Genomic DNA, 25,171 nt, shown 5'->3' with positions numbered 1-25,171 from the left:
TGTCTTGCGATCAGAACGACAGGCCGCCGTCGCGCGCGCCGTCAGCCAGCGCGGCGATCCGACCGTGGTACTTGTTCCCGGCGCGGTCGAAGACCACTGCCTCGACGCCCTCGGCCTTGGCGCGCTCGGCGATCAGTTCGCCGACCCGCTTGGCCTTGGCCGTCTTGTCACCGTCGAAGGACCGCAGGTCGGCCTCCATGGTGGATGCGGACGCCAGGGTCTTGCCGACGCTGTCGTCGACGACCTGGACACCGATGTGCTTGCTCGACCGGGTGACCACCAGGCGGGGACGCTCGGGGCTGCCGGCGATCCGCTTGCGGCCACGCAACTGGCGGCGCAGGCGCGACCGGGTCCGGGGTGCGGTGTGCTTGTTGTTCTTCAGTGAGATCGCCATCGTCACTTACCTGCCTTTCCGACCTTGCGGCGGACATGCTCGCCCGCATAGCGCACGCCCTTGCCCTTGTAGGGCTCAGGCTTGCGCAGCTTGCGGATGTTCGCGGCGACCTCGCCGACGAGCTGCTTGTCAATGCCGTTCACGCCGAGCTTGGTCTGCCCGTCGACGTTGAACGTGATGCCCTCGGGGGCATCGAAGATGATCGGGTGCGAGTAGCCGAGCTGGAACTCCAGCTGGGTCGGCCCCTTGGGCAGGACGCGGTAACCGACGCCCACGATCTCGAGCCGCTTCTCGTAGCCCTCGGTCACCCCGATCACCATGTTGTTGATCAGGGTGCGGGTCAGGCCATGCAGGGCCTTGCTGCGACGCTCGTCGTCGGGGCGCTTGACGTCCAGGACGCCCTCACCCTGCTCGACGACGATCGGCTCGGCCACCGAGTGCGTCAGGGTGCCCTTGGGGCCCTTGACGGTCACCACAGGACCATCGATGGTCACGGAAACGCTGGGCGGGACCGCGACGGGGAGCTTGCCAATGCGCGACATGCTTCGTATCTCCTATCTCGGTCCTGGTCACCAGACGTAGGCGAGGACTTCCCCACCCACGCCCTTCTGGTTGGCCTGACGGTCGGTGAGCAATCCCTGGCTGGTCGAGATGATCGCGACACCGAGACCGCCCAGAACCCTGGGAAGGCCGGTGTGCTTGGCGTACACCCGGAGGCCGGGCTTGCTGATCCGGCGGATGCCAGCGATCGAGCGCTCCCGGTTCCGGCCGTACTTCATCTCGATCACCAGCAGTTTGCCGGGACCTTCAGTGGCGTCCTCGACGCTGAAGGAGCCGATGTAGCCCTCCTGCTTGAGGATCTCTGCGACGCCGGCCTTCAGCTTGCTGTAAGGCATCGACACCGCGTCGTGGTACGCCTGGTTGGCGTTGCGCAGACGGGTCAACATGTCTGCGATCGGGTCTGTCATCGTCATGGCCGTGAGGCCCTTTCTCCACTGCGGTTTCGCACCTGCGTCTCAGGTGCGACCTGTAGCGACTTGTGTGTTGATGGAAGGTTGTGGGTCACCAGGAGGACTTGGTCACGCCGGGCAGTTCGCCGCGGTGCGCCATCTCCCGCAGGCAGATCCGGCACAGGCCGAACTTGCGGTAGACGGCCTTGGGGCGACCGCAGCGCTGGCAACGGGTGTAGCCACGAACCGCGAACTTGGGCTTGCGCGCGGCCTTGACCTTCAGGGAAGTCTTCGCCATCTCAGTTCTCCTTGAACGGGAAGCCCAGCGCCTTCAACAGCGCGCGCCCCTCGTCGTCGTTGGTCGCCGTGGTCACCACGGTGATGTCCATGCCGCGGGTGCGGTCGATCCGGTCCTGGTCGATCTCGTGGAACATGACCTGCTCGGTGAGACCGAAGGTGTAGTTGCCGTTGCCGTCGAACTGCTTCGGCGACAAGCCACGGAAGTCCCGGATACGCGGCAGCGCCAGGGCCAACAGGCGGTCCAGGAACTCCCACATCCGGTCGCCCCGGAGGGTGACGTGCGCGCCGATCGGCATGCCCTCACGCAGCTTGAACTGGGCGATCGACTTGCGGGCCTTGGTCACGGCCGGCTTCTGGCCGGTGATCGCGGTCAGGTCGCGGATCGCGCCTTCGATGAGCTTGGAGTCACGCGCGGCCTCGCCGACGCCCATGTTGACCACGATCTTGGTCAGCCCGGGCACCATCATGACGTTGCCGTGACCGAACTGCTCCAGCAGCGCGGGCTTGATCTCTTCGGCGTACCGCACCTTGAGGCGCGGGGAAGTGGTGGTGGTCATCAGATCTCCTCCCCCGTCTTGCGCGCGACACGGACACTGCGGTGAGCGGTGTACGTCGTGCCGTCGGCGCGTCGCCGGGTGACCTCGTCGCGACGGAATCCGATGCGGGTCACGCCGTCACCGGCGACCAGCATCACGTTGGACACGTGGATCGGGGCCTCGGTGGTGACGATGCCACCCGTCTTGCCGTCGCGTCCACCCTGGTCCACGACCTTGGTGTGCTTCTTGATGCGGTTCACACCTTCGACGACGACCCGGTCGGCCTCTCGGTCGACCGAGATGACCTTGCCCTCGACACCCTTGTCCTTGCCAGCGATCACCTTGACGGTGTCGCCCTTGCGGATGTTCACACTCTTCTTGGCCATCACAGCACCTCCGGCGCCAGCGAGATGATCTTCATGAACTTCTTCTCGCGCAACTCGCGGCCCACGGGACCGAAGATGCGGGTGCCGCGCGGTTCGCCGTCGGTCTTGAGGATCACCGCAGCGTTCTCGTCGAAGCGGATGTACGAACCGTCGGGGCGGCGACGCTCCTTGACGGTGCGCACGATGACAGCCTTGACGACGTCACCCTTCTTGACGTTGCCGCCGGGGATCGCGTCCTTGACGGTGGCGACGATGACGTCGCCGATACCGGCGTAGCGCCGACCCGAGCCACCGAGAACACGGATGCAAAGGATCTCCTTCGCACCGGTGTTGTCGGCGACCTTGAGTCGCGACTCCTGCTGGATCATTCCTGTCTCCTTGTCACCCCGGTTCTCACTTCACGTGAGCCTGGGGGAACCTAGTCTTGTCCGGCGAGGCCGGGCGGGTGATTACTTGGCCTTCTCGAGGATCTCGACGACGCGCCAGCGCTTGGTGGCCGACAGCGGACGGGTCTCCATGATCAGGACCCGGTCGCCGATGCCGCACTCGTTGGCCTCGTCGTGCGCCTTGAGCCGGCTGGTGCGACGCAGGACCTTGCCGTAGAGGGCGTGCTTGAAGCGGTCCTCCACGGTCACGACCACGGTCTTGTCCATCTTGTCGCTGACCACCAGGCCCTCACGGACCTTGCGGCGGTTGCGCTCCTCGGTGCTGCTCTGCTCGCTCATCAGGATTCGTCCTTCTCGTCTGCACCCGGGGCGACGCGGATGCCGAGCTCGCGCTCACGCACCACGGTGTAGATCCGGGCGATGTCCTTCTTGACCGTGCGCAGGCGGGAGTTGTTCTCCAGCTGGCCGGTGGCCGCCTGGAAGCGGAGGTTGAAGAGCTCTTCCTTGGCCTCACGCAACTTGGTGGCCAGGTCGACGTCGTTCAGAGCGTCGAGCTCGTGTGCGGTCTGGGTGGTCATCAGAATTCACCTGCCTCGCGGGTGACGAAGCGGCACTTCATGGGGAGCTTGTGCATCGCGCGACGCATGGCCTCACGAGCGGTCTCCTCATCGACGCCGGAAAGTTCGAACATGACACGGCCGGCCTTGACGTTCGCGACCCACCACTCGGGGGAACCCTTGCCGGAACCCATCCGGGTCTCGGCAGGCTTCTTGGTCAGCGGGCGGTCGGGGTAGATGTTGATCCACACCTTGCCGCCACGCTTGATGTGACGAGTCATCGCGATACGCGCGGCCTCGATCTGACGGTTGGTCACGTAGTGACCCTCGACCGCCTGAATGCCGAAGTCACCGAAGGCCAGCGAGGTGCCGCCCTTGGCGACACCGCCCCGCTTGGGGTGGTGCTGCTTCCGGTGCTTGACACGACGGGGCATCAACATGGCGTTCAGCCCTCCTGTCCGGCAGTCGCCTCGGCCGGAGCCTCGGCAGCCGCTTCAGTCTGTGCGGGTGCGTCCGCCGGGGCACCCTGGGTGCCACGGTCGGAGCGGGTGGGACGGTCACCGCGGGAGCCACGGCCGGGACGCTCGCCGCCACCGGCGCGGCCACCACGGCCACGGCTGGGGGCGCCGGCACGGGCAGCGGCCTGAGCCTCACGCTCGGCACGGGTGCCGGCGACCTCGCCCTTGTAGATCCACACCTTCACGCCGATCCGGCCGAAGGTGGTGCGGGCCTCGTAGAAGCCGTAGTCGATGTCCGCACGCAGCGTGTGCAGCGGGACGCGGCCTTCGCGGTAGAACTCTGTCCGCGACATCTCGGCGCCGTTGAGTCGACCGGAGCACTGGATCCGGATGCCCTTGGCACCGGAGCGCATCGCGGTCTGCATCGCCTTGCGCATGGCACGCCGGAACTGGACCCGGCCGGCCAACTGCTCGGCAACGCCCTGGGCCACCAGCTGCGCGTCGATCTCGGGGTTCTTGACCTCGAGGATGTTGAGCTGCACCTGCTTGCCGGTCAGCTTCTCGAGCTCACCGCGGATCCGGTCGGCCTCGGCACCACGACGGCCGATCACGATGCCCGGACGGGCGGTGTGGATGTCCACCCGCACCCGGTCCCGGGTCCGCTCGATCTCGACCTTGGAGATGCCGGCCCGCTCCATGCCCTTGGACAGGAGCTTGCGGATCGCCACGTCTTCTCCGACGTAGGCCTTGTACAGCTTGTCGGCGTACCACCGGCTCTTGTGGTCGGTGGAGATGCCGAGGCGGAAGCCGTTCGGGTTGATTTTCTGCCCCATCAGGCAGTCCGTCCCTTCTTCTCGTCGGCCGGCTGGACCACCAAGGTGATGTGGCTGGTCCGCTTGTTGATCCGGGTGGCCCGGCCCTGGGCCCGGGGGCGCCAGCGCTTCATCGTCGGGCCCTCGTCGACCCGCGCCACGCTGACAACCAGGTTGTCGGTGGCGAGGCCCTCGGTGGTCTCGGCGTTGGCAACGGCCGACTCCAGCACCTTCAACACCGTCTCGGCGGCCGCCTGCGGCGCGAACTTCAGCACCGACTGGGCGTCGGCAACGGGCAGGCCGCGCACCAGGTCGACGACGCGGCGCGCCTTCATCGGGGTGATCCGCTGGTATCGGGCGGTCGCGAAGGCACCCGGCTGGTCGCCGAGCAGCGACTCACGGCGGGCGCTGCTGCGCCTACGCTCGGTTACGCTCATGGCTGTATCTCTCCTTAGCCTCGCCGCGTCAGCGGCGACGGCCCTTCCGGTCTTCCTTCACGTGCCCGCGGTACGTGCGGGTCGGGGCGAACTCGCCCAACTTGTGGCCGACCATCGCGTCGGTGACGAACACCGGGACGTGCTTGCGACCGTCGTGCACGGCGATCGTGTGGCCGATCATGGCCGGCACGATCATGGAGCGCCGCGACCACGTCTTGATGACGTTGTGCGTGCTGGCAGCGTTCTCGGCGTCCACCTTCTTGATCAGGTGGTCGTCAACGAACGGGCCCTTCTTCAGGCTGCGTGGCATTGGTCTTCTACCTTCCCGCTACTCAGCGCTTCTTGCCGGTCTTGCGGCGACGGATGATCTGGGAGTCGCTGGCCTTGCGCTTGCGCGTACGACCCTCGGGCTTGCCCCACGGTGACACCGGGTGACGGCCACCCGAGGTCTTGCCCTCACCACCACCGTGCGGGTGGTCCACCGGGTTCATGACGACACCACGGACGGTCGGGCGCTTGCCCTTCCACCGCATCCGGCCGGCCTTGCCCCAGTTGATGTTGGACTGCTCGGCGTTGCCGACCTCACCGACGGTGGCGCGGCAGCGCACGTCGACGTACCGCATCTCCCCCGACGGCAGCCGCAGCGTGGCGCGGGAGCCCTCACGAGCGACGAGCTGGGCGCTCATCCCCGCGGAACGGGCCATCTTCGCACCGCCGCCGGGACGCAACTCCACACAGTGGATGGTGGTACCCACCGGGATGTTGCGCAGCGGCAGGTTGTTGCCGGGCTTGATGTCGGCGTTCGGTCCGGACTCGACGACCAGGCCCTGGGTCAGGTCCTTGGGCGCGATGATGTAGCGCTTCTCGCCGTCGGCGTAGTGCAGCAGCGCGATCCGGGCGGTGCGGTTCGGGTCGTACTCGATGTGAGCGACCTTGGCCGGCACGCCGTCCTTGTCGTAGCGACGGAAGTCGATGATCCGGTAGGCACGCTTGTGGCCACCACCCTGGTGACGGGTGGTGATGCGGCCCTGGTTGTTGCGGCCACCCTTCTTGGGCAGGGCACGGGTCAGCGACTTCTCCGGAGTGGTCCGGGTGATCTCTACGAAGTCGGCGACCGAAGCGCCCCGGCGGCCCGGGGTGGTCGGCTTGTATTTGCGGATTGCCATAGTTCTCAGTCCTCTGACGTCCTGGCGCTCAGCTGCCGGAGAAGATGTCGATGCGGTGGCCGTCGGCCAGGCTGACGATCGCCCGCTTGGTGTTCGGGCGACGCCCGATGCCGGTGCGGGTACGACGCGTCTTGCCCTGTCGGTTGATCGTGTTCACCGACGTGACCTTGACGTTGAACACCTTCTCGACCGCGATCTTGATCTCGGTCTTGTTGGCGTCCGGGTGGACGATGAAGGTGTACTTGTTGGTGTCGAGCAGCGCGTAGCTCTTCTCCGAGACCACCGGGGCGATCAGGATGTCGCGCGGGTCCTTGCCGAAGTTGCTCACTTGTCGGCCTCCTGCTTCTTCTTCCCAGCCAACGGGCCGTTCACCAGCGCCTCGAAGGCGGCTTCGGTGAAGACCACGTCGTCGCTGGCCAGCACGTCGTAGGTGTTCAGCTGGTCGACGAAGACGAGGTGCGCCTCGCCCACGTTCTGCAGCGACAACCAGGTGTGCTCGTCGTCGCGGGCCAGCACGACCAGGAACTTGCTCCGGTCGGTCAGCGAGCGCAGCGAAGCGAGCGCGGCCTTCGTGGAGGGCTTGTCGCCGGTGACCAGGTCGGTCACCACGTGCACCCGCTCGTTGCGCGCCCGGTCGGAGAGGGCACCGCGCAGGGCGGCGGCCTTCATCTTCTTCGGGGTGCGCTGGCTGTAGTCACGCGGCTGCGGGCCGTGGACGATGCCACCGCCGGCGAACTGCGGCGCCCGGGTGGAGCCCTGACGGGCCCGGCCGGTGCCCTTCTGCTTGTGGGGCTTGCGTCCACCACCGCGGACCTCGCCGCGGGTCTTGGTGGAGTGGGTGCCCTGTCGTGCGGCGGCCAACTGGGCCACCACGACCTGGTGGATCAGCGGGACGTTGACCTCGACGTCGAAGATCTCGGCGGGCAGGTCTACGGAGACAGTCTTGACGGTGCTCATGCCTGGGCTCCCTCACTCTTCGCGGCCGAGCGCACCATCACCAGCGAGCCCTTGGGGCCGGGAACGGCACCCTTGAGCAGGATCAGGCCCTTCTCGGCGTCGACGGCATGCACGGTGACGTTCTGGGTGGTGACGGTCTCGCCGCCCATCCGTCCCGACATGCGCATGCCCTTGAACACGCGGCCCGGGGTGGCGCAGGCGCCGATCGATCCGGGCTTGCGGTGGTTGCGGTGGGCACCGTGGGAGGCACCGACGCCGGAGAAGCCGTGACGCTTCATGGTGCCGGCGAAGCCCTTGCCCTTGCTGGTGCCGGACACGTCGACGACGTCACCGGCGGCGAAGGTCTCCACGGAGAGCTCCTGGCCGAGGGTGTAGTCGGTCGCGTCGGCGGTGCGGATCTCGGCGAGGTGGCGGCGCGGCGTCACTCCAGCCTTGGCGAAGTGGCCGGCCTTGGGCTGGCTCACCTTGCGGGTGTCGATCTCGCCGTAGCCGATCTGGATGGCGCTGTAGCCGTCGGTCTCCGCGGCCCGGATCTGGGTCACCACGTTGGTCGCGGCGGAGATCACGGTCAGCGGGACGAGCTTGTTGTCGGCGTCCCAGGTCTGGGTCATGCCCAGCTTGGTGCCGAGCAGCCCCTTCATGGTGCGGTTCTTGGTTGCAGTCATTGATGTCACCGAGCCTTCAGAGCTTGATCTCGATGTCGACACCGGCAGGCAGGTCGAGGCGCATGAGGGAGTCCACGGTCTTCGGCGTCGGGTCGATGATGTCGATCAGACGCTTGTGGGTGCGCATCTCGAAGTGCTCGCGCGAGTCCTTGTATTTGTGGGGGGAACGGATGACGCAGAACACGTTCTTCTCGGTGGGCAGCGGCACCGGGCCGGCAACCTTGGCACCCGTACGGGTGACGGTGTCGACGATCTTGCGCGCCGAGGTGTCGATCACCTCGTGGTCATAGGCCTTGAGCCTGATGCGGATCTTCTGTCCCGCCATAGGTCTCACTCGTCCTTCTCGTTCACGTCCTTGTTCGATCCGTCCGTTTGGTCGGATCGCCCGGCTGCCCTCCGCCCCACCGACCCCCGAGGTCGGGCGTGTCGCGACCTGAGCGCGGCACGAAACCCGGGGATCTCGTTGGTGTTGTGGACGGCGTCCGACAGGCTTCGTCGGACGGATCGGGTCTCCAGGTGCGGTACGCCGGAACTCGGACCACCGCACGCATCGGCCAAGGGCCTTGAGGAGACGCGATTCAGTAGTCAAGTGGGGCGCACCCCGGCAACCCGCCGGAGCAACCTGTACATCTTGGCAGACTTCGACCGGACGCGCCAAATCGACGTCGCGGACGGTGACCCGGGCAGCCCGGTTGAGCCCGTGGCTAGGCTCGAGGGGCGTCGTCAGTCCCACACCGACCGTTCTGGGGTGAACCCACGTGGACCAGACTCCGAAGCACGATCGAGGCGCGCCGAGACACCGCCCGCGCCGACTCAGCCGCCGCTCCAGGAGGCGCCGAACGGTGCTGCCCGTCGGCGGTCCGCGGCTCCAGGGCGAGCTCAGCTTCGACACCGCCTTCGCCGCTCAGGCCCCGGAGATGCTGCAGAAATGGCTCGCGAGCACCGCAGGCCACCTGCACCTGCGGTGGGTGCTGCACCATCTCGGTGTCAACGTGGTGCTCGACGTCGGCGCCAACGTGGGCCAGTACGCCGCTCAGTTGCGCGGCGGCGGCTACACCGGACGGATCGTCTCCTTCGAGCCGCTGCCGGAGCTGGCCACTCGGCTCCGCGAGGCCGCCGCGGCCGACCCGGAGTGGCAGGTCAAGGAGCACGCCCTGGGAGACCGGAGTGGCACCCAGACCATCCATGCCCGGCCGGGGACGATGAGCTCGCTGCTGCCCAGCAGCACCTTCGGCAGGCAGTGGCGCCGACGGCTGGGAGAGTCCGAGGAGATCCCGATCCAGGTGCGGCGCCTCGACGAGGTGCTCGACGAGGCGTGTGCCGGCATCGACCAGCCGCGGGTCTTCGTGAAGCTGGACACCCAGGGATACGACCTGCCCGCGTTCCAGGGTGCCGGGGACCGGGTCGGAGAGATCCTCGGCCTCCAGTCCGAGATCTCCTGCCTGCCCATCTATGACGGCATGCCCGGCATGGTGGAGCAGTTGCAGGCCTACCTGGCCGCAGGGCTCACGGTGAGCGGGCTCTTCCCCGTGAGCTTTCATGCGACCAGCGCCCGGATGATCGAGTTCGACGTGGTCATGGTGCGCCAGCAGCCGCCGGCAGCCGCCTGAAACGGCCCACTGACCGGACTGCCGGGCGACCTGAGAGGATGACGGGCGTCACGAGGGAGCGCCGTCAGCGACGGGGCGACACGCATGAAGGGTGAGGTCGATGTCGGGAGACGAGCCAGTACCGGTGGCGCCACCACCGGGCCACCCCGCGCCCGGAGCCGGGGCACCACCGCCAGGATACGGAGCTGCCTCCGGACAGGGAGCGGGCCCGGCGTACACATCCGGTCCGGGCTATGGAGCGACGCCGCCCCCTGGCTGGATGCCTCCCCCGATGCCGGCTGCTCACAAGCCCGGTGTGATCCCGCTGCGTCCACTGAAGCTCGGCGACATCTACGACGCGGCGTTCCGCACCATCAGGTTCAACCCGCAGGCCACCGTGGGATCGGCGCTGCTGGTCGGCGTGGTGGCGATGGGGATCCCGGTGCTGCTCACCTCGATCCTGACGCTGGCGATGGGCTGGACCCTGGACGCCAGCGGTGCCGAGCCGACCGGGTCGGAGTGGCTGGGTGTGATGGGGCCCTACGGGTCGATGTTCCTCGGCACGGTGTTGATGTCGGTGGGACTGATCCTGGTCACCGGGATGATCGCGCACGTGGTGGCGGCCGCGGCGGTCGGCACCCGGCTCAGCCTGGGCCAGGCCTGGGACGCCACCGAGGGTAAGCGGCTCCGGCTCGTCGGGCTGGCTCTGCTGCTGGGGGGTGCCACCTTCGCGGCACTGGGGGTCTACGCGCTGATGTGGGTGGGAATCGTCCAGCTCACCCCGTGGCAGGGCTGGGTGCTCTTCGGTCTGATCAGCGTGCCCGCGTTGATCTGCGCGATGATCTGGTTCTGGATCCGCGTCTACTACCTGCCGGTGGCGGCCCTGATGCTGGAGCCGATCGGTGTCTTCGAGGCGATCGGCCGGGGCTTCGCGCTGACCCGGGCCGCGTTCTGGCGCACCTTCGGGATCGCGCTGCTGACCTTCATCATCGCCCAGATCGCCAGCTCGATGATCTCGTTGCCGTTCTCGATGTTCGGGATGGTCGGCCCGTTCCTGGTCCCCGAGTACGCGATCCTGATCACCGTCGCCTTCAGCTCCGTCGGCACCATCGCAGCGACCGCCTTCGTGGCGCCGTTCTCCACCTCGGTGGCCGTCCTGCAGTACCTCGACCTGCGGATCCGCAAGGAGGGGTACGACGTGGAGTTGGCTGGGCGGGCAGGTCTGGCGGCGACTCCCCCGACTGCTGCGCCGCAGACCTCGGGCCGCTCGCCCGGATGGGGGTGAGCAGCAGCCCCCTCTCCCCCTCCGGCGACGAGGGGCGCTCCTTGCTGCGCCGGGAGATGCTGCGCCCCGAGTATCACGAGGAGGCGTTGTTCGAGCGGCTGCTGATGTGGCTGACCCGGCGTGTGGATCGGCTCATCGATGTGGCGGGGGCCCTGCCGGGCGGCAGCGTGGTGGCGGCGGTGCTGGTGCTGGCGGCCCTGGTCGCCGCGGGCGCCTGGCTGGCCACGCGCGCCAACTGGTCGAAGCGCCGGGTGCCGGATCCGGAGCCGGTGCTGGTGGACACCAGCGTGACCGCCGCCCAGTGGCAGCAGCGGGCCCGGCAGGCACTCACCGACGGGCGCTTCACCGAGGCACTGCTCGACGCGTTCCGAGCCGTGGCCGCGACCGCGGTCGAGGACGGACTGCTCGACGACCTGCCGGGTGCCACCGCGCACGAGGTCGCCGGCCGGCTGGCGGACCTGCGGGTCGAGGTGGCCGCCGCGTTGCGGGTGGCCGCGGACAGGTTCGACGAGGTCCGCTACGGCGCCGGTGCCGCCACCGCTGACGACGTACACAAGGTGCTCGACCTGATCGACCCGCTTCGAGTGGGGGTCCGATGACGTCGATGCCGGTCGCGCCGCACGCGGGCCGCGCCTCGGGCCCGCCATCTCCGGGCTGGCGCCGGGCCCGGTTCGCCCTGGTCGTCGCCGGCCTGGTCGCCCTCGCCGTGGGGCTGACGGTCGCCAGTGCCGGGCCCCGCACCGTGCTGCCCCTGGACCCCGACAACCCGGGTGGTCTCGGGACCCAGGCCCTGGTGCGGGTGCTCGCTGCCGAAGGGGTGGAGGTGACCGTGGCCCGCGGTGCCACCGAGTTGGCCCGGGCAGCGCCGGACGCGGACACCACCGTGGTGGTCAGCGACACCGGCGCACTGGGAGCGAGCACCGCGAGCCACCTACTGGGTGAGACGCGCCGGTCCCGACTGGTGGTGATCGACCCGCAGCTGGCTGCGTCGCACCTGCTTCAACTGCCGGTCGAGAGGTCCCGGGTCCGGGTCAGCGAGGCGGACGCCGGCTGCGGTGCGTGGGGGCTGACCCCGGAGCTGCGGCTGGCGCCAGGCCGGTCCACCGGCTGGCGCGGGGTCGACGGCTGTTTCGCCGTCGACGAGCAGGTGCTGCTGGCCGAGGTGCCCGACGCCGACATCCTGCTGGTGGGCTTCGGTGAGGCGCTCAGCAATGACCAGATCCTGACCGGCGACCACGCCGCGATCGGGCTGCGGCTGCTGGGGCAGCACCCGCGGCTGGTCTGGTACGTGCCCGACTTCACCGATCTGGACGGCGAGGACGCGGTGGCGATCAGCGATCTGTTGCCGGACTGGGCCAGGCCCGGGCTGGTGTTGCTCTTCATCGCCGGGGCCGCGCTGATGCTGTGGCGGGGGCGACGCCTGGGGCCGCTGGAACTGGAGCCGCTGCCGGTCACGGTGCGGGCGATCGAGGCCACCCGGAGCCGGGGCCGTCTCTATCACCGGGCACGGGACAGCCGTCATGCGTCCCGGGCGCTCACTGCGGCGGCCCGGGAGCGACTGGCGGCCTACCTGAGGGTCTCCGAGGCCGACCTGGCGGTGGCGGTGGCCGCTGCCACCGGCAGGCCGGTGACCGAGATCGCCGACCTGCTCGACCGCACCGCCGAGAACGACGACGACCTGCTTGACCTGGCGGCCGCACTGGCCGACCTCACCGAAGGAGTGCTTGCCTGATGAATCCGAACGAGGCCCGGGAACGGCTGTCCGAGGTGCGCCGCGAGGTCAGCAAGGCGGTGGTCGGCCAGGACGCGGCCGTCTCCGGTCTGCTGGTGGCCCTGCTCTGCCACGGCCACGTGCTGATGGAAGGCGTGCCCGGCGTAGCCAAGACCCTGCTGGTGCGCAGCTTCGCGCAGGCGCTGGCGGTGGACAGCAAACGCGTCCAGTTCACCCCCGACCTGATGCCCGGCGACCTCACCGGCTCGATGGTGGTCGAGGGAGGGGACCTGACCTTCCGTCAGGGCCCGGTCTTCACCAATCTGCTGTTGGCCGACGAGATCAACCGGACCCCGCCCAAGACGCAGTCGGCGCTGCTGGAGGCGATGGAGGAGGGGCAGGTCTCGGTGGACGGAGTGACCCGGCCGCTGCCCACTCCGTTCCTGGTCGCCGCCACCCAGAACCCGGTCGAGTACGAAGGCACCTACCCCCTCCCCGAGGCACAACTGGACCGTTTCCTGCTGAAGGTGGTGCTGCCGATCCCGGAGCGGAGCGGTGAGGTGGAGATCCTGCAACGGCACGCCGCCGGCTTCGACCCCCGCGACCTGACCGCGGCGGGCCTGACGGCCGTCGCCGGCCCGGACGACGTACTGGCGGCCCGGCGCGGCGTCGCCGACGTGCGCGTGGACCCCGATGTGGTCGGGTACGTCGTGGACGTGGCTCGGGCGACCCGCGAGCTCCCCTCCCTCGAACTGGGCGTCAGTCCCCGTGGCGCCACCGCCCTGCTGCGGGTGGCCCGGGCCTGGGCGTGGCTCTCGGGGCGGGAGTTCGTCACCCCCGACGACGTGAAGACGCTGGCGCCGGCGACCCTGACCCACCGACTGGGACTGCGCCCGGAGGCCGAACTGGAGGGCGTCGACGCCGGCCAGGTGCTCCGCACCGCGCTGGACTCGGTCCCCGTGCCGCGCTGATGGCCATCACCGGACGGGTGGTGGTCGCACTGCTCGTCGGCTTCGTGCCGCTGCTGCTCTGGCCGGGACTGGGCACCGTCTTCGGCTGGCTGTTGGTCGTCTCGGTGCTGGTCGGGATCGACTGGTTGCTGGCGCCCGCACCTGCCGCGCTCACCCTGCAGCGACGCGGCGAACCGGCGCCGGTCTGGGTGGGCGACCGCACCGCCACCACGCTGCTGGTGGGCAACCCCACCCGGCGTTCCGCCCGACTGCTGGTGCGGGATGCCTGGCAGCCGACCGCCGGCGCCGTCGACAACCGGCATCGTGTCCGGGTGCAGCCCGGCCGCTCCGTCCCGCTGACCACCGGGTTGCACCCGGTCCGCCGGGGTGACCTGCGGGCGACCCGGGTGACGATCCGGTCGCACGGACCGTTCGGGCTGGCGGCCCGCCAGGCGTCCCGCCCGGTCGGCGGCCGGGTCCGGTCGTTGCCCCGGTTCGACTCCCGGCGGCACCTGCCCAGCCGACTGGCTCAGTTGCGTGAACTCGACGGTCGGGCGGCCGTGCGGGTGCGGGGCCAGGGCACCGAGTTCGACTCGTTGCGTGAGTACGTCCGCGGTGACGACGTCCGGTCGATCGACTGGCGGGCCAGTGCTCGCAGTCGGTCGGTGGTGGTGCGCACCTGGCAGCCGGAGCGGGACCGTCGCGTCGTCCTCGTGCTGGACACCTCTCGGACCAGCGCCACCCGGGTCGGTGACACACCGCGCCTGGACGCCGGGATGGATGCCTGTCTGCTGCTCGCCGCGCTCGCCTCGAGGGCGGGCGACCGTGTCGACTTCCTCGCCGGTGATCGGCTGCTGCGCAGTCGGTTGCGGCTCGCCGAGCAGCGGGTGGTCGGTCGTCTCCAGGAGACGATGGCCGACCTGGAGGCCGAGATCGCCGAGGGTGACTGGTCGATGCTGGCCGGGGCGGTGAACTCGCTCGGACGTCGCCGCGCGTTGGTGGTGCTGGTGACGCCCCTCGAACCGACCGCGATCGAGCAGGGGCTGCTGCCGGTGCTGGCGCCGCTGTTGCGGCATCACCGGCTGGTGCTCGCCTCGGTGCGGGATCCCGAACTGGATCGGGTGGCCAGGCTCCGCGACACCGTCGCTGACGTGTACGCCGCGGCGGCCGCCGAGCAGGAGTTGGGGCGGCGTCGGCACACGGAGGCGATGTTGACCGCGCTGGGCGTGGACGTGGTGGATGCCGACGCCGACGACCTGCCCCCGAAACTCGCCGATCACTACCTGAAGCTGAAGGCCCGCGGGCTGCTCTGACGGCCAGGATTGCCCTGACAGCCCGGCTTGCTCTGGCAGCGGAGCTCAGTGCGCGGAGGCGACCCGGTCCTCGAGCAGCGAGATGTCGATGTCGCCGGTGTGGCCCCGCAGGTGCGCGGCTCGCCCGAGCCCGAAGACATAGGCCAGGAACGCGAGCTCGGCGAGGATGCCGATCCCCAGCCGTGCCCAGGTCGGCAGTGGCGAGGGGGTGACGAACCCTTCGATCACCCCGGAGACGAGCAGCACGCCCACCAGTCCGAGGGCGACGGTGCCGGCCGTGCGGCCTTCGTGGGCCATCGACTGGGGGCGGGTCAGGTGTCCGGGCGCCACCCAGGACCAGAACAACCGCAACCCCACCCCGGCCGCCACGAACACGGCGGTCAGCTCGAGCAGGCCGTGCGGGAGCAACAGACCGAAGAAGTGGCCGGTGTGGTCGTGGCGGATCATGATCGATCCGATCACTGCCAGGTTCACCATGTTGTTCCACAGCAACAGGATGACCGGCAGCCCGAGCACTCCGAAGGCCAGACAGAGCGCGGTCACCCAGACGTTGTTGATCCACACCTGGGTGGTGAAGTGGCTGGCGGCGTACTCGCTGTAGTAGTTCTCGAAGTCGTGCCGGACCAGCTGGTCGACCTCCTCGGGCGTGAACAGCGACTGCTCGACGACCGGGTTGTCCAGCAGCCACCAGATCATCACTGCGACGACCAGCACGTTGACCGCGGCCGCAGTCAGCCACCACCAGCGCAGCCGGTACAGGGCAGCCGGGAAACGTTCGGTGATGAACGCGGCGACCCCCTGCCAAGAGGCCACTCGGGCCCCTGACGTCCGGGTGCGGGCGCGGGCCAGCAGCGACGAGAGCCAGGAGATGAGTTGCGGGTCGGGGGCTCGGGTGCGCAGCACCGACAGGTCGGTGGCCACCCGCTGGTAGGTCTCGATCAGGTCGTCGGCCTCCGCGCCGGTCAGCGGACGGCGGCGGGTCAACTCGCGGAGCCGCTCCCAGTCGCCCTGCCGGGCGGTCACATAGGCGTCGAGGTCCACGCGCTCACTGTAGCCAGCCGGGGGTTCGCTCCGACGGGCCCCTATGCTGGCGACAATGAGTCAGTACGCCGCCCTCACCCCCGACGACCTCGTCACCGGCGAGGCTGTGGCTCTGGACCTCCCGGCGGCCAGCCTCGCCTCCCGGATGGTCTCGGGCCTGATCGACGTGGCGGTGACCGTGGTGGCGATGGTGCTCTTCTCCATCGTGTTCTTCACCGCGGTGGCGAACACGAGTTTCGCGCTGATGTGGGCGGCCTGGATCGGCACCCTGATGGCGGTGTTCGTGGTGGTGCCGACGGCGGTGGAGACCCTCACCCGGGGCAAGTCCTTGGGCAAACTGGTGACCGGGTTGCGCACCGTGCGTGACGACGCCGGGCCGATCAGCTTCCAGCACGCCTTCGTCAGGGCGCTGGTGGGCGTGGTGGAGATCTACCTGCTCACCGGAGTCCCGGCGTTCTTCTCGGGTCTCCTCAGCCACCGCGGCAAACGGTTGGGCGACTACGCTGCCGGGACGTATGTGGTCCGGGAGCGGTTCGCGCTCACCTTGCCGCCGCCGGTGCCGATGCCCGCATCACTGGCGGCCTGGGCGGCGGGGGCCGACATCGCCAGCATCCCTGGCCCGTTGGCCCTCCAGGCGCGTCAGCATCTGCTCCGGGTGGCCCAGTTGGATCCGGCGTCGCGGAGCAGGATGGCCGAGCATCTGGCTGGGCTGCTGCGCAGCCACGTGTCGCCCGCTCCCCCACCCGGCACCGACCCGGAGGTGTTCCTGGCGGCCGTCATCGCGGCCCGCCGCGAGCGTGACCTGGCTCGCCTGCAGCGTGAGGCGGCCCTGCGCGATCGTCTCGTCCACCGGCACCACTGATCCCGACTTGGGCCCCATCCGCGCCGACTTGGGCCTCATCCGCACCGACTTGCGCCTCGTCCGCACCGACTTGGGCCCGTGGGGTCAACTGGCTTCGCGGCGCCGGTAGGCCAGGTCGGTGATGGCGCGCCCGGCGGCGATGCCCTTGCGTTCGAACTTGGTCACCGGTCGTCCCTCCCACCGATCGACCACGCCGCCGGACAGGGTCGGCTCGGCATCGAGCACCGCGACCATCTGCTCGGCGTACTCGGCCCAGTCGGTGGCCAGGCGCCACAGGCCACCGTCACGGAGTCGACCGGCGGCCACCCGCACGAAGTCCGGCTGCACCAGTCGCCGCTTGTGGTGTCGCGTCTTCGGCCATGGATCGGGGAAGAAGGTGAGCAGCTCCTCGAGGCCGCCCGCAGGCACCAGATGCTCAAGGAACCAGACCGCATCGACCGAGCAGAAGCGCACGTTCGTGGCCCCGGCCTCGGCGACCCGGGCAAGTCCCGCAGCCACGCCCGGCACCCAGACCTCGAGCGCCAACAGGTTCACCTCGGGGCGGGCGGCAGCAACCGCAGCCGTGGCCTCACCGACGCCGGACCCGATCTCGATCACCAGCGGCGCCTCGCGGCCGAACCAGTCGGTCAACGCGAAGCCGGGCCGGTCGACCGCCTCGTCCGGGATCACCCACGCCTCGTGATGGGCGTCCCAGGCCTGCTGCTCCTTGATCCCCAGGCGACTCCCCCGTCGCGCATAGCTGAGGACCTCCCGCATCCGGCGCCCGTCCTCGGTGAACTTCAGGTGCGGGCGAGCAGGGGGCAGTGAGTCGGGCATCGACACGTTCCTTTCAGGCGGAAACGAAGGAGCCCCGGGCCGTTGGCCCGGGGCTCCGATCGTGACTCAGTGGGTCACTTGAGGATCTTGGTGACCCGGCCGGCGCCGACGGTGCGGCCACCCTCACGGATGGCGAACCGCAGGCCGTCCTCCATGGCGATCGGCTGGATCAGCTCGACCACCATCTCGGTGTTGTCGCCCGGCATGACCATCTCGGTGCCCTCGGGGAGGGTCACCACGCCGGTCACGTCGGTGGTGCGGAAGTAGAACTGCGGGCGGTAGTTGTTGAAGAACGGCGTGTGACGGCCACCCTCCTCCTTGGACAGGATGTAAACGCTCGCCTCGAAGTTCGTGTGCGGGGTGGTGGTGCCCGGCTTGATCACGACCATGCCGCGCTCGACGTCCTCGCGCTTGGTACCGCGCAGCAGCAGACCGACGTTCTCACCGGCCTGGCCCTCGTCGAGCAGCTTGCGGAACATCTCGACACCGGTGACGGTGCTCTTCTGCGAGGTCTCGCGGATGCCGATGATCTCGACTTCCTCGTTGACCTTGACGATGCCACGCTCGATGCGGCCCGTGATCACGGTGCCACGACCGGTGATGGTGAAGACATCCTCCACCGGCATCAGGAACGGCTTGTCCGTGTCGCGCTCGGGGGTCGGGATGTACTCGTCGACCGCCTTCATGAGCTCGCGCACCGACTCGCCCCACTTGGCGTCACCCTCAAGAGCCGGGTGAGCGGCCACGCGGACCACCGGGATGTCGTCGCCCGGGAACTCGTACTCGCTCAGGAGCTCACGGACCTCCATCTCGACGAGCTCGATGAGCTCCTCGTCGTCGACCATGTCGCACTTGTTCAGTGCCACCACGATCGAGGGGACGCCGACCTGGCGGGCCAGGAGCACGTGCTCCTTGGTCTGCGGCATCGGGCCGTCGGTGGCCGCGACCACCAGGATGGCGCCGTCCATCTGCGCCGCACCGGTGATCATGTTCTTGATGTAGTCAGCGTGACCCGGGCAGTCGACGTGCGCGTAGTGACGCGACTCGGTCTGGTACTCGATGTGCGCGATCGAGATGGTGATACCGCGCTGCTTCTCTTCGGGCGCCTTGTCGATCGTGTCGAACGGCGACGCCTCGTTGAGGTCGGGGTACTGGTCGTGCAGGACCTTCGAGATCGCCGCGGTCAGGGTGGTCTTCCCGTGGTCGATGTGACCGATGGTCCCGATGTTGACGTGCGGCTTGGTCCGCTCGAACTTCGCCTTGGCCACTGTGGGCTCCTCCTGTGATTGATGCTGTGACTCGTGTGTTGGTTGGTGGTGCTGCCGAGGGTCCGGACTTACTCGCCGCGAACCTTCTTGATGATCTCGTCGGCGACGTTCTGGGGAACCTCGGCGTACGAGTCGAACTCCATCGAGTACGACGCCTGACCGGAGGTCTTGGACCTCAGGTCGCCAACGTACCCGAACATTTCTGACAACGGCACCAGGGCGTTGACCACCATGTCACCATGGCGCTCCTCCTGGGCCTGGATCTGACCCCGGCGGGAGTTGATGTCGCCGATGACCGTCCCGAGGAAGCCCTCGGGGGTGGTCACCTCCACGGCGAACACCGGCTCCAGCAGGACCGGCTTGGCCATCCGTGCAGCCTCCTTGAAGGCCTGGTTGCCGGCGATCTTGAAGGCCAGCTCGGAGGAGTCGACGTCGTGGTAGGCGCCGTCCTCGAGGGAGACCTTCACGTCGACCATGGGGTAGCCCGCGAGGATGCCGAACTCCATGGCCTCCTGCGCGCCCTGGTCCACCGACGGGATGTACTCCCGCGGGATCCGGCCGCCCGAGACGTTGTTGGCGAACTCGTAGCCCGCGCCGAGGCCGGTCTCCGGGTCGATGCTGGGCTCGACCGAGATGACGACCTTGGCGAACTGGCCGGAGCCACCGGTCTGCTTCTTGTGCGTGTAGGAGTGCTTCTCGACCTTGCGGCGCAGCGTCTCGCGGTAGGCCACCTGCGGCTTGCCGACGGTCGCCTCGACGCGGAACTCACGCTTCATCCGGTCGACCAGCACCTCGAGGTGCAGTTCGCCCATGCCAGCGATGATCGTCTGGCCGGTCTCCTCATCGGACTTGACCGTGAACGTGGGGTCTTCCTCGCTCAGCCGCTGGATCGCGATGCCCAGCTTCTCCTGGTCGGACTTGGTCTTCGGCTCGATGGCGACCTCGATCACCGGAGCCGGGAAGGTCATCGACTCCAGCACGACCTGCTTCTGCGGGTCGCACAGGGTCTCACCGGTGGTGGTGTCCTTGAGGCCCATCACGGCCACGATCTGACCGGCGCCGACCGACGCGATCTCCTCACGCTTGTTCGCGTGCATCTGGTAGACCTTGCCGATCCGCTCCTTGCGGCCCTTGACCGAGTTGATCACGGTCGCACCGGCGGTGAGCTTGCCGGAGTAGACCCGGACGAAGGTCAGCTTGCCCAGGTGCGGGTCGGAGGCGATCTTGAACGCGAGGCCGGCGAACGGCTCGTCGTCGGACGGCTGGCGCTCCACGACCTCGTCCTCGTTGTTGACCGCGTGACCCTTGATGGCGTCGATGTCCAACGGCGAGGGGAGGTACTTCACGACCGCGTCGAGCAGCGGCTGCACGCCCTTGTTCTTGAACGCGGTGCCGGTGAGGACCGGGTTGACCTTGTCGGCCAGGGTGGCGCGCCGGATGGCGGCCTCGATCTCCTCGACGGAGAGCTCCTCACCCTCGAGGTACTTCTCCATCACCGCGTCGTCGGCCTCGGCCAGCGTCTCGAGGAGCTTCTCGCGCCACTCGGCGGCCTGCTCGGCCATCTCGGCGGGGATCTCCTCGATCTCGTAGTCCTCGCCCATGGTGGTCTCGCCGCGCCAGGTGAGCGCACGCATGCCGACCAGGTCGATGACACCGAGGAAGTCCTGCTCGGCGCCGATCGGCAGCTGCAGGACCAACGGGGTGGAGTTGAGCCGGTCGATGATCATCTGCACGCACATGAAGAAGTCGGCGCCGGTGCGGTCGAGCTTGTTGATGAAGCACATCCGGGGCACGGAGTACTTGTTCGCCTGCCGCCACACCGTCATCGACTGGGGCTCGACACCCGCGACACCGTCGAACACCGCGACGGCGCCGTCGAGGACGCGCAGCGAGCGCTCCACCTCGACGGTGAAGTCGACGTGCCCGGGGGTGTCGATGATGTTGATCTGGTGGTCCTTCCACCAGCAGGTGGTCGCGGCGGACGTGATGGTGATGCCGCGCTCCTGCTCCTGCTCCATCCAGTCCATGGTGGCGGCGCCGTCGTGGACCTCACCGATCTTGTAGCTGATACCCGTGTAGAACAGGATCCGCTCAGTGGTGGTGGTCTTGCCGGCGTCGATGTGCGCCATGATGCCGATGTTGCGGACCTTGTTGAGGTCAGTGGTGATGTCGACAGCCACTTTGAGTCACAGTTCCTTGTCAGACGTGGATGGACGGTGGTGACGGGCCTTCTGGGCCCGTCAGGATCACCAGCGGTAGTGGGCGAAGGCCTTGTTGGACTCGGCCATCTTGTGCGTGTCCTCGCGCTTCTTCACCGCGGCACCGAGGCCGTTGGAGGCGTCCAGGATCTCGTTCATCAGGCGCTCGGCCATGGTCTTCTCACGCCGCTCGGCGGCGTAACCGACCAGCCAGCGCAGCGCCAGCGTGGTGCTGCGGCCGGGCTTGACCTCGATCGGGACCTGGTAGGTGGCGCCACCGACGCGGCGGGACTTGACCTCGATGGCCGGCTTCACGTTGTCCAGGGCACGCTTGAGCGTGACCACCGGGTCGGTGCCGGTCTTCTCCTGGCAGCCCTCGAGTGCGGTGTAGACGATGCGCTGGGCGACCTGCTTCTTGCCGTCCTGAAGCACCTTGGAGACGAGCTGGGAGACGAGCGGGGAGCCGAAGACGGGGTCGACGACGAGCGGGCGCTTGGGAGCGGGACCCTTGCGAGGCATTACTTCTCCTTCTTCGCGCCGTAGCGGCTGCGTGCCTGCTTGCGGTTCTTCACACCCTGGGTGTCGAGCGAACCGCGAATGATCTTGTAACGGACACCGGGGAGGTCCTTCACCCGGCCGCCGCGAACGAGCACGATCGAGTGCTCCTGCAGGTTGTGACCCACACCCGGGATGTACGCCGTGACCTCGACGCCGCTGGACAGGCGCACGCGGGCGACCTTGCGGAGGGCGGAGTTCGGCTTCTTCGGGGTGGTGGTGTAGACGCGGGTGCAGACGCCTCGGCGCTGCGGTGAACCCTTCAGGGCAGGCGTCTTGTTCTTGGACACCTTGTCCTGGCGGCCCTTGCGGACCAGTTGGTTGATTGTGGGCACCGGGTGGTTCCCTTTCTGTTCTGCTCTCACGCAACGACGCTTTGTCGAGGCGGTCTGTTCCGGGAACTGCCGCTCACACGGTGGTGCCCGACCTGCTCCGGAATCCGGGCAGGGAAGAAACGTCTGGTCATGCCAGACACGAGGAGTCAGCCTACCCGCCGACCGTGTCACTAGCAAAACCAGCGGAACTGCGCAATCCGGAGGGCTCTCAGGCAGCGTCGACGAGCGGCGTCCCGGGCTCGGGAAGCCGCCGCCGCGGGCGCACCGCAGCGGGCTCCCGTCGCCAGTAGAAGGCGACCGCCACCATCACCCCGAGCGCCGTCAGCGCACCGCCCAACAACAGCGTCCACCGGGCTCCGAAGGCCTCGCCGAGCCAGCCGATCATCGGTGACCCGACCGGCGTACCGCCCATGAAGATCATCAGATAGAGGGCCATCACCCGACCCCGCACCCGCGGATCGGTGTGCAGCTGGATGTAGCTGGTGGCGGTGGTGATCATCGTCAGTGCCGCTAGCCCCAACAGCGGCGCCACCAGCGCGAAGGCCAGGAAGCTGGGGGTGAGCCCGGCGCACACCTCGATCAGCGCGAAGGCCAGGGCGGCCGCGACCACCATCCGCAACCGCACCCGGGTCCGACTTGCCGCCAGCAGTGAGCCGGCGAGCGAGCCGACGGCCAGGCAGGTGCCGAGCAACCCGAACTCCGTCGCCCCCTTGTCGAACACCTCGGTGGCCATCAGTGCGGAGGTCATCTGGAAGTTCATCCCGAAGGTGCCGGCCGAGAAGACGATCATCATGATCAGCACCAGGTCCGGTCGACGCCGGACGTAGCCGATCCCGGCGCGGATCATCCGCGGCTCCCGAGCCTGGGGCCGCGGGGTGGTCAGCCGGGTGGGGTCCATCGACCGCAGGGCGATCAGTGGCCCCAGGTAGGTGAAGGCGTTGATCAGGATGACCCAGCCGGTGGCCACCGCGCCGCCGCCGAGGGCGGCGATCATCAGACCGGCCGCCGCCGGGCCGACCAACCGCGCCGCGTTGAACGACGCCGAGTTCAGGCCGACGGCGTTGGTGAGGTCCTCGGGACCGACGATCTCCGAGACGAAGGCGGCCCGGGCCGGCGCGTCGAACGCCGCCGCCGTCCCCAGCACGAAGGCCAGCACGTAGACGTGCCAGATCTCGGCGGCGCCGGACACGGCCAGGCCACCCAGCAGCAACGCCGGTACCGCCATCGCGATGTTGGTGATCTGGAGCAGCCGTCGTTTGTCGACGCGGTCGGCGACCAGTCCGGCCAGCGGTGAGAGGAGCAGGAACGGCAGGAACTGCAACCCGGTGGTGATGCCGATCGCAAGAGCGCTGTTGGCGGTGAGTTGGAGCACCAACCAGTCCTGGGCCACGCGTTGCATCCAGGTGCCGGTGTTGGAGACGACGCCGCCGGCGGCGTACCGGCGATAGTTGAAGTTGTGCAGGGAGCGGAATGTGGGGCTCAGCGGGGATCGTCCTCCTGGTCCGTGGGTGGGTCGCTGCGGCCGGCCAGCCGCTCGATGATCGGGATGGCTCGACGCAGCACCTCGCGCTCGTCGTCGGTGAGACCGGCCAGGCGCTGGGCGAGCCACGCGTCCCGCCGGCGCCGCTCCGCTTCGATGACGGCCTGCCCGGCGTCGGTGATCGAGACGACCACCTGCCGGCCGTCCGTCGGGTGCGGACCGCGTACGACGAACCCTGCGGCCTCCAGGGCAGCGACGGTGCGGGTCATCGACGGCGGCCGGACATGCTCGACAGCGGCGAGCTCACCGATCAGGGTGTCGCCCTCACGGGACAGGTGCGCGAGCACTGCCAGGCCGGTGAAGGTGACGTCGAGGCCCGGGTCCTGCTGATGCCGGATCCTGCGGTTGAGGCGCACCATCGACACCCGGAGTTGGGTCGCCAGTCCAGTGTTGCTGCGCATCTGCTTCGCGAGAGTAGCCATAACGCCCTGTAGAACTCATTAGCCTGGCTAACTATTCCCGTGCATCCGGACCGCCGTCGATCACGTCCCGTGAGGCGGGGCTGACCCGCACGGGAGTGCGGCTGGCTATCGTGGACTCTGTGCAGATCCGTGACGAGCAACCCTCCGAGCACCGCCTCGGCAAGCGCGTGCTCGCGGTGGCCGAGGTCGAGCCGCTCGATGTCGACGGCGTCCGGACGGTCGCGGTCGGCTCAGCCATCTGGCTGGTCGCCTTCCTCGCCCTGCTGCCGTTCACGTCCCGACTCGCCGACGCGGACCGGCTGTGGTGGCTGTGGGCCTGCCTGGCCGGGTTCGGCCTCGGCCTCTTCGGCTACGAGTACTGCCGCCGCCGACGCCGGGCACGGCACGCCGAACACTGAGGTCCGGCCGCCCCACTCAGGCCCGGTCAGGCCGGGACGTCAGAAGGTCTCGAGGTCGTCTCGGGTGATCGTGTCCAGGACCGGGTCCGGCAACGCCTGCGGCAACTGCTTCCGGGTGAGCTGGGCCTCCGAGTGGGCGCCACAGCCGTGGTCGACCGAGACCACCCGGCCATCGGCGTTGGCCTGCGCATTGGCGCAGACACCGAAGAGTTCGGCCAGCGGACCACTCAGCGCGACCAGGAACGCACAGCTGGAGCACGTCGCCGGCGCCGACTTGGCGACCGGCGCCTCCGGGCCGCCGGGACCGGCGTACCAACGGCTCGCCACCTGGTTGCGTCCCTCGATGGACAGGCTCCGGGGCCGGCCCAGGCCGACCTCGCGAGCCAACTCCCGGGAGTCCGCGTCGCCGGCCAGGTAGGTGGGCACCACCCGGGGGTCATCATCGGCGATGGGCAGCAGGTCCCCCGGCGACAGGTCGCCGGGCTTGATCCGCTCCTTCCACGGCACCCACGCCGGCGCCACGATGGCCTCACCACCGGGCACCAGCACCACCTCGTCGACCGTCGGCTGCTTCTGCCGGCTGGCCCGGGCCACCGTGACCGACCAGTGCCAACCGCGGTAGCCGCGCCGGGTGCAGCGGAACTGGTGGGTGACGACGCGGTCGTCCTCCACGACGTGGCCCAGGTGCTCGCCGACGTCGGTGGCGCCGGCCTGCTCCAGGAGCGCCGCCCGAGCCACGTCGACAGCCTTGATCAGGACCGCGTCCGGCTTCGGAGAGCGTCCCGCATCGGTCTTGGCGCGCGTACTGGTTGCTGGCACATGTGAATCATGACAAATGCCGGGGGGTCTTGTCCCGCCGGGGCCATCTGGCGAGGCAGGATGGT

Annotated in this window: 35 protein-coding genes; 8 read left to right on the top strand and 27 right to left on the bottom strand. The window is 68.8% G+C overall.

The features are described from left to right. Positions 1 to 10: 10 nt before the first annotated feature. The 18 genes from rplR to rpsJ all read right to left on the bottom strand — a co-directional run bounded on the left by rplR (position 11) and on the right by rpsJ (position 8,329). Entirely contained in the window at positions 11 to 394 is a 384-nt protein-coding gene (rplR, locus tag JKG67_RS17150) for a 50S ribosomal protein L18 (RefSeq protein ID WP_203338565.1), read from the bottom strand. 2 nt (positions 395 to 396) lie between these two features. Beyond that, the gene (gene rplF / locus JKG67_RS17145) at positions 397 to 936 is read right to left on the bottom strand and encodes a 50S ribosomal protein L6 (protein ID WP_203338564.1); all 540 of its coding nucleotides are present in this window, start codon (positions 934 to 936) and stop codon (positions 397 to 399) included. A 27-nt stretch (positions 937 to 963) separates the two neighbouring features. Beyond that, positions 964 to 1,368: a 30S ribosomal protein S8 gene (gene rpsH, locus JKG67_RS17140; RefSeq protein ID WP_203338563.1), complete on the bottom strand. Its 405-nt coding sequence runs from the start codon at positions 1,366 to 1,368 to the stop codon at positions 964 to 966. Positions 1,369 to 1,456: 88 nt separating this feature from the next. After that, positions 1,457 to 1,642 (bottom strand): type Z 30S ribosomal protein S14, encoded by a 186-nt coding sequence (locus JKG67_RS17135; RefSeq protein WP_010831721.1) that lies wholly within the window; start codon positions 1,640 to 1,642, stop codon positions 1,457 to 1,459. Position 1,643: 1 nt separating this feature from the next. Next, the gene (gene rplE, locus JKG67_RS17130; RefSeq protein ID WP_203338562.1) at positions 1,644 to 2,201 is read right to left on the bottom strand and encodes a 50S ribosomal protein L5; all 558 of its coding nucleotides are present in this window, start codon (positions 2,199 to 2,201) and stop codon (positions 1,644 to 1,646) included. Further along, positions 2,201 to 2,566 (bottom strand): 50S ribosomal protein L24, encoded by a 366-nt coding sequence (gene rplX, locus JKG67_RS17125; RefSeq protein WP_238998618.1) that lies wholly within the window; start codon positions 2,564 to 2,566, stop codon positions 2,201 to 2,203. Before rplX ends, rplE begins: the two co-directional genes overlap by 1 nt. Next, positions 2,566 to 2,934 (bottom strand): 50S ribosomal protein L14, encoded by a 369-nt coding sequence (rplN, locus tag JKG67_RS17120; RefSeq protein ID WP_203338561.1) that lies wholly within the window; start codon positions 2,932 to 2,934, stop codon positions 2,566 to 2,568. Before rplN ends, rplX begins: the two co-directional genes overlap by 1 nt. Positions 2,935 to 3,015: 81 nt before the next feature. Next, positions 3,016 to 3,291, bottom strand: a complete 276-nt coding sequence (gene rpsQ / locus JKG67_RS17115; protein WP_203338560.1) for a 30S ribosomal protein S17 — start codon at positions 3,289 to 3,291, stop codon at positions 3,016 to 3,018. Beyond that, a complete protein-coding gene (gene rpmC / locus JKG67_RS17110) occupies positions 3,291 to 3,530 on the bottom strand; it encodes a 50S ribosomal protein L29 (RefSeq protein ID WP_203338559.1) in 240 nt (79 codons plus the stop codon). Before rpmC ends, rpsQ begins: the two co-directional genes overlap by 1 nt. Further along, positions 3,530 to 3,949, bottom strand: coding sequence for a 50S ribosomal protein L16 (rplP, locus tag JKG67_RS17105; protein WP_203338558.1), 420 nt, complete (start codon positions 3,947 to 3,949; stop codon positions 3,530 to 3,532). The genes rpmC and rplP overlap by 1 nt, the downstream gene beginning before the upstream one ends. Before the next feature lie 5 nt (positions 3,950 to 3,954). Continuing rightward, a complete protein-coding gene (gene rpsC, locus JKG67_RS17100; protein WP_203338557.1) occupies positions 3,955 to 4,800 on the bottom strand; it encodes a 30S ribosomal protein S3 in 846 nt (281 codons plus the stop codon). Then, positions 4,800 to 5,216 carry a 50S ribosomal protein L22 gene (gene rplV, locus JKG67_RS17095; protein ID WP_203338556.1) on the bottom strand — a complete coding sequence of 139 codons (417 nt, stop codon included), beginning with the start codon at positions 5,214 to 5,216 and terminating at the stop codon, positions 4,800 to 4,802. The genes rpsC and rplV overlap by 1 nt, the downstream gene beginning before the upstream one ends. A 28-nt stretch (positions 5,217 to 5,244) precedes the next feature. Then, positions 5,245 to 5,526, bottom strand: coding sequence for a 30S ribosomal protein S19 (rpsS, locus tag JKG67_RS17090; protein WP_203338555.1), 282 nt, complete (start codon positions 5,524 to 5,526; stop codon positions 5,245 to 5,247). 22 nt (positions 5,527 to 5,548) lie between these two features. After that, positions 5,549 to 6,382, bottom strand: a complete 834-nt coding sequence (gene rplB, locus JKG67_RS17085; RefSeq protein WP_203338554.1) for a 50S ribosomal protein L2 — start codon at positions 6,380 to 6,382, stop codon at positions 5,549 to 5,551. A 28-nt stretch (positions 6,383 to 6,410) separates the two neighbouring features. Beyond that, entirely contained in the window at positions 6,411 to 6,710 is a 300-nt protein-coding gene (gene rplW, locus JKG67_RS17080) for a 50S ribosomal protein L23 (protein WP_203338553.1), read from the bottom strand. Continuing rightward, positions 6,707 to 7,339 (bottom strand): 50S ribosomal protein L4, encoded by a 633-nt coding sequence (rplD, locus tag JKG67_RS17075; protein ID WP_203338552.1) that lies wholly within the window; start codon positions 7,337 to 7,339, stop codon positions 6,707 to 6,709. Before rplD ends, rplW begins: the two co-directional genes overlap by 4 nt. Beyond that, complete coding sequence (gene rplC, locus JKG67_RS17070) at positions 7,336 to 8,004, bottom strand: 50S ribosomal protein L3 (protein ID WP_203338551.1); 669 nt, start codon at positions 8,002 to 8,004, stop codon at positions 7,336 to 7,338. Before rplC ends, rplD begins: the two co-directional genes overlap by 4 nt. Before the next feature lie 16 nt (positions 8,005 to 8,020). Then, positions 8,021 to 8,329: a 30S ribosomal protein S10 gene (gene rpsJ / locus JKG67_RS17065; RefSeq protein ID WP_007078637.1), complete on the bottom strand. Its 309-nt coding sequence runs from the start codon at positions 8,327 to 8,329 to the stop codon at positions 8,021 to 8,023. A 517-nt stretch (positions 8,330 to 8,846) separates the two neighbouring features. Here rpsJ and JKG67_RS17060 point away from each other — a divergent pair. The 6 genes from JKG67_RS17060 (at position 8,847) to JKG67_RS17035 (ending at position 14,852) form a co-directional block, all read left to right on the top strand. Next, entirely contained in the window at positions 8,847 to 9,614 is a 768-nt protein-coding gene (locus JKG67_RS17060) for an FkbM family methyltransferase (RefSeq protein WP_203338550.1), read from the top strand. A gap of 271 nt (positions 9,615 to 9,885) precedes the next feature. Beyond that, the gene (locus JKG67_RS17055; protein WP_203338549.1) at positions 9,886 to 10,878 is read left to right on the top strand and encodes a hypothetical protein; all 993 of its coding nucleotides are present in this window, start codon (positions 9,886 to 9,888) and stop codon (positions 10,876 to 10,878) included. Then, positions 10,875 to 11,477, top strand: a complete 603-nt coding sequence (locus JKG67_RS17050; RefSeq protein WP_203338548.1) for a DUF4129 domain-containing protein — start codon at positions 10,875 to 10,877, stop codon at positions 11,475 to 11,477. Before JKG67_RS17055 ends, JKG67_RS17050 begins: the two co-directional genes overlap by 4 nt. Continuing rightward, entirely contained in the window at positions 11,474 to 12,610 is a 1,137-nt protein-coding gene (locus JKG67_RS17045; RefSeq protein ID WP_203338547.1) for a DUF4350 domain-containing protein, read from the top strand. The genes JKG67_RS17050 and JKG67_RS17045 overlap by 4 nt, the downstream gene beginning before the upstream one ends. Beyond that, positions 12,610 to 13,560, top strand: a complete 951-nt coding sequence (locus tag JKG67_RS17040; RefSeq protein WP_203338546.1) for an AAA family ATPase — start codon at positions 12,610 to 12,612, stop codon at positions 13,558 to 13,560. Before JKG67_RS17045 ends, JKG67_RS17040 begins: the two co-directional genes overlap by 1 nt. After that, positions 13,560 to 14,852 carry a DUF58 domain-containing protein gene (locus tag JKG67_RS17035; protein WP_203338545.1) on the top strand — a complete coding sequence of 431 codons (1,293 nt, stop codon included), beginning with the start codon at positions 13,560 to 13,562 and terminating at the stop codon, positions 14,850 to 14,852. The genes JKG67_RS17040 and JKG67_RS17035 overlap by 1 nt, the downstream gene beginning before the upstream one ends. 45 nt (positions 14,853 to 14,897) lie before the next feature. On the opposite strand, the gene JKG67_RS17030 is transcribed toward JKG67_RS17035, so the two are convergent. After that, positions 14,898 to 15,893, bottom strand: coding sequence for a stage II sporulation protein M (locus JKG67_RS17030; RefSeq protein ID WP_203338544.1), 996 nt, complete (start codon positions 15,891 to 15,893; stop codon positions 14,898 to 14,900). Positions 15,894 to 15,948: 55 nt separating this feature from the next. Between JKG67_RS17030 and JKG67_RS17025 the strand changes: the two genes are divergently transcribed. Continuing rightward, a complete protein-coding gene (locus tag JKG67_RS17025) occupies positions 15,949 to 16,755 on the top strand; it encodes an RDD family protein (protein ID WP_203338543.1) in 807 nt (268 codons plus the stop codon). A gap of 84 nt (positions 16,756 to 16,839) precedes the next feature. Here the strand turns inward: JKG67_RS17025 and trmB are convergent, their stop codons facing one another. The 7 genes from trmB to JKG67_RS16990 form a co-directional block, all read right to left on the bottom strand. After that, on the bottom strand, positions 16,840 to 17,571 hold the full coding sequence (gene trmB, locus JKG67_RS17020) for a tRNA (guanosine(46)-N7)-methyltransferase TrmB (protein ID WP_203338542.1): 732 nt from the start codon (positions 17,569 to 17,571) through the stop codon (positions 16,840 to 16,842). Positions 17,572 to 17,645: 74 nt separating this feature from the next. Next, positions 17,646 to 18,839 carry an elongation factor Tu gene (gene tuf / locus JKG67_RS17015; protein ID WP_203338541.1) on the bottom strand — a complete coding sequence of 398 codons (1,194 nt, stop codon included), beginning with the start codon at positions 18,837 to 18,839 and terminating at the stop codon, positions 17,646 to 17,648. 68 nt (positions 18,840 to 18,907) lie between these two features. Further along, positions 18,908 to 21,019 (bottom strand): elongation factor G, encoded by a 2,112-nt coding sequence (fusA, locus tag JKG67_RS17010; protein ID WP_203338540.1) that lies wholly within the window; start codon positions 21,017 to 21,019, stop codon positions 18,908 to 18,910. A gap of 66 nt (positions 21,020 to 21,085) precedes the next feature. After that, a complete protein-coding gene (gene rpsG / locus JKG67_RS17005) occupies positions 21,086 to 21,556 on the bottom strand; it encodes a 30S ribosomal protein S7 (RefSeq protein WP_203338539.1) in 471 nt (156 codons plus the stop codon). After that, positions 21,556 to 21,927: a 30S ribosomal protein S12 gene (gene rpsL / locus JKG67_RS17000; protein ID WP_056906817.1), complete on the bottom strand. Its 372-nt coding sequence runs from the start codon at positions 21,925 to 21,927 to the stop codon at positions 21,556 to 21,558. Before rpsL ends, rpsG begins: the two co-directional genes overlap by 1 nt. A 208-nt stretch (positions 21,928 to 22,135) precedes the next feature. Beyond that, on the bottom strand, positions 22,136 to 23,389 hold the full coding sequence (locus JKG67_RS16995; protein WP_275403413.1) for an MFS transporter: 1,254 nt from the start codon (positions 23,387 to 23,389) through the stop codon (positions 22,136 to 22,138). A 17-nt stretch (positions 23,390 to 23,406) separates the two neighbouring features. Then, positions 23,407 to 23,868, bottom strand: a complete 462-nt coding sequence (locus JKG67_RS16990; protein ID WP_203338538.1) for a MarR family winged helix-turn-helix transcriptional regulator — start codon at positions 23,866 to 23,868, stop codon at positions 23,407 to 23,409. Between the two features lie 140 nt (positions 23,869 to 24,008). Between JKG67_RS16990 and JKG67_RS18970 the strand changes: the two genes are divergently transcribed. Further along, on the top strand, positions 24,009 to 24,287 hold the full coding sequence (locus JKG67_RS18970) for a DUF2530 domain-containing protein (protein ID WP_307816616.1): 279 nt from the start codon (positions 24,009 to 24,011) through the stop codon (positions 24,285 to 24,287). 39 nt (positions 24,288 to 24,326) lie between these two features. Here the strand turns inward: JKG67_RS18970 and JKG67_RS16980 are convergent, their stop codons facing one another. Beyond that, complete coding sequence (locus JKG67_RS16980; RefSeq protein ID WP_203338537.1) at positions 24,327 to 25,106, bottom strand: DUF3027 domain-containing protein; 780 nt, start codon at positions 25,104 to 25,106, stop codon at positions 24,327 to 24,329. Between the last annotated feature and the right edge of the window lie 65 nt (positions 25,107 to 25,171).

It is taken from the genome of Nocardioides limicola, assembly GCF_016827675.1.
Classification (GTDB): Bacteria; Actinomycetota; Actinomycetes; order Propionibacteriales; family Nocardioidaceae; genus Nocardioides; species Nocardioides limicola.
This window is presented reverse-complemented; position numbering and strand designations above follow the sequence as displayed.

Excerpts from the sequence above, each read along its gene's own strand:
- rplR (WP_203338565.1), bottom strand. The coding sequence starts at position 394 with ATGGCGATCTCACTGAAGAACAACAAGCACACCGCACCCCGGACCCGG.
- rplF (WP_203338564.1), bottom strand. The coding sequence starts at position 936 with ATGTCGCGCATTGGCAAGCTCCCCGTCGCGGTCCCGCCCAGCGTTTCC.
- rpsH (WP_203338563.1), bottom strand. The coding sequence starts at position 1,368 with ATGACGATGACAGACCCGATCGCAGACATGTTGACCCGTCTGCGCAAC.
- JKG67_RS17135 (WP_010831721.1), bottom strand. The coding sequence starts at position 1,642 with ATGGCGAAGACTTCCCTGAAGGTCAAGGCCGCGCGCAAGCCCAAGTTC.
- rplE (WP_203338562.1), bottom strand. The coding sequence starts at position 2,201 with ATGACCACCACCACTTCCCCGCGCCTCAAGGTGCGGTACGCCGAAGAG.
- rplX (WP_238998618.1), bottom strand. The coding sequence starts at position 2,566 with ATGGCCAAGAAGAGTGTGAACATCCGCAAGGGCGACACCGTCAAGGTG.
- rplN (WP_203338561.1), bottom strand. The coding sequence starts at position 2,934 with ATGATCCAGCAGGAGTCGCGACTCAAGGTCGCCGACAACACCGGTGCG.
- rpsQ (WP_203338560.1), bottom strand. The coding sequence starts at position 3,291 with ATGAGCGAGCAGAGCAGCACCGAGGAGCGCAACCGCCGCAAGGTCCGT.
- rpmC (WP_203338559.1), bottom strand. The coding sequence starts at position 3,530 with ATGACCACCCAGACCGCACACGAGCTCGACGCTCTGAACGACGTCGAC.
- rplP (WP_203338558.1), bottom strand. The coding sequence starts at position 3,949 with ATGTTGATGCCCCGTCGTGTCAAGCACCGGAAGCAGCACCACCCCAAG.
- rpsC (WP_203338557.1), bottom strand. The coding sequence starts at position 4,800 with ATGGGGCAGAAAATCAACCCGAACGGCTTCCGCCTCGGCATCTCCACC.
- rplV (WP_203338556.1), bottom strand. The coding sequence starts at position 5,216 with ATGAGCGTAACCGAGCGTAGGCGCAGCAGCGCCCGCCGTGAGTCGCTG.
- rpsS (WP_203338555.1), bottom strand. The coding sequence starts at position 5,526 with ATGCCACGCAGCCTGAAGAAGGGCCCGTTCGTTGACGACCACCTGATC.
- rplB (WP_203338554.1), bottom strand. The coding sequence starts at position 6,382 with ATGGCAATCCGCAAATACAAGCCGACCACCCCGGGCCGCCGGGGCGCT.
- rplD (WP_203338552.1), bottom strand. The coding sequence starts at position 7,339 with ATGAGCACCGTCAAGACTGTCTCCGTAGACCTGCCCGCCGAGATCTTC.
- rplC (WP_203338551.1), bottom strand. The coding sequence starts at position 8,004 with ATGACTGCAACCAAGAACCGCACCATGAAGGGGCTGCTCGGCACCAAG.
- rpsJ (WP_007078637.1), bottom strand. The coding sequence starts at position 8,329 with ATGGCGGGACAGAAGATCCGCATCAGGCTCAAGGCCTATGACCACGAG.
- JKG67_RS17055 (WP_203338549.1), top strand. The coding sequence starts at position 9,886 with ATGCCGGCTGCTCACAAGCCCGGTGTGATCCCGCTGCGTCCACTGAAG.
- JKG67_RS17045 (WP_203338547.1), top strand. The coding sequence starts at position 11,474 with ATGACGTCGATGCCGGTCGCGCCGCACGCGGGCCGCGCCTCGGGCCCG.
- JKG67_RS17040 (WP_203338546.1), top strand. The coding sequence starts at position 12,610 with ATGAATCCGAACGAGGCCCGGGAACGGCTGTCCGAGGTGCGCCGCGAG.
- JKG67_RS17035 (WP_203338545.1), top strand. The coding sequence starts at position 13,560 with ATGGCCATCACCGGACGGGTGGTGGTCGCACTGCTCGTCGGCTTCGTG.
- JKG67_RS17025 (WP_203338543.1), top strand. The coding sequence starts at position 15,949 with ATGAGTCAGTACGCCGCCCTCACCCCCGACGACCTCGTCACCGGCGAG.
- trmB (WP_203338542.1), bottom strand. The coding sequence starts at position 17,571 with ATGCCCGACTCACTGCCCCCTGCTCGCCCGCACCTGAAGTTCACCGAG.
- rpsG (WP_203338539.1), bottom strand. The coding sequence starts at position 21,556 with ATGCCTCGCAAGGGTCCCGCTCCCAAGCGCCCGCTCGTCGTCGACCCC.
- JKG67_RS16990 (WP_203338538.1), bottom strand. The coding sequence starts at position 23,868 with ATGCGCAGCAACACTGGACTGGCGACCCAACTCCGGGTGTCGATGGTG.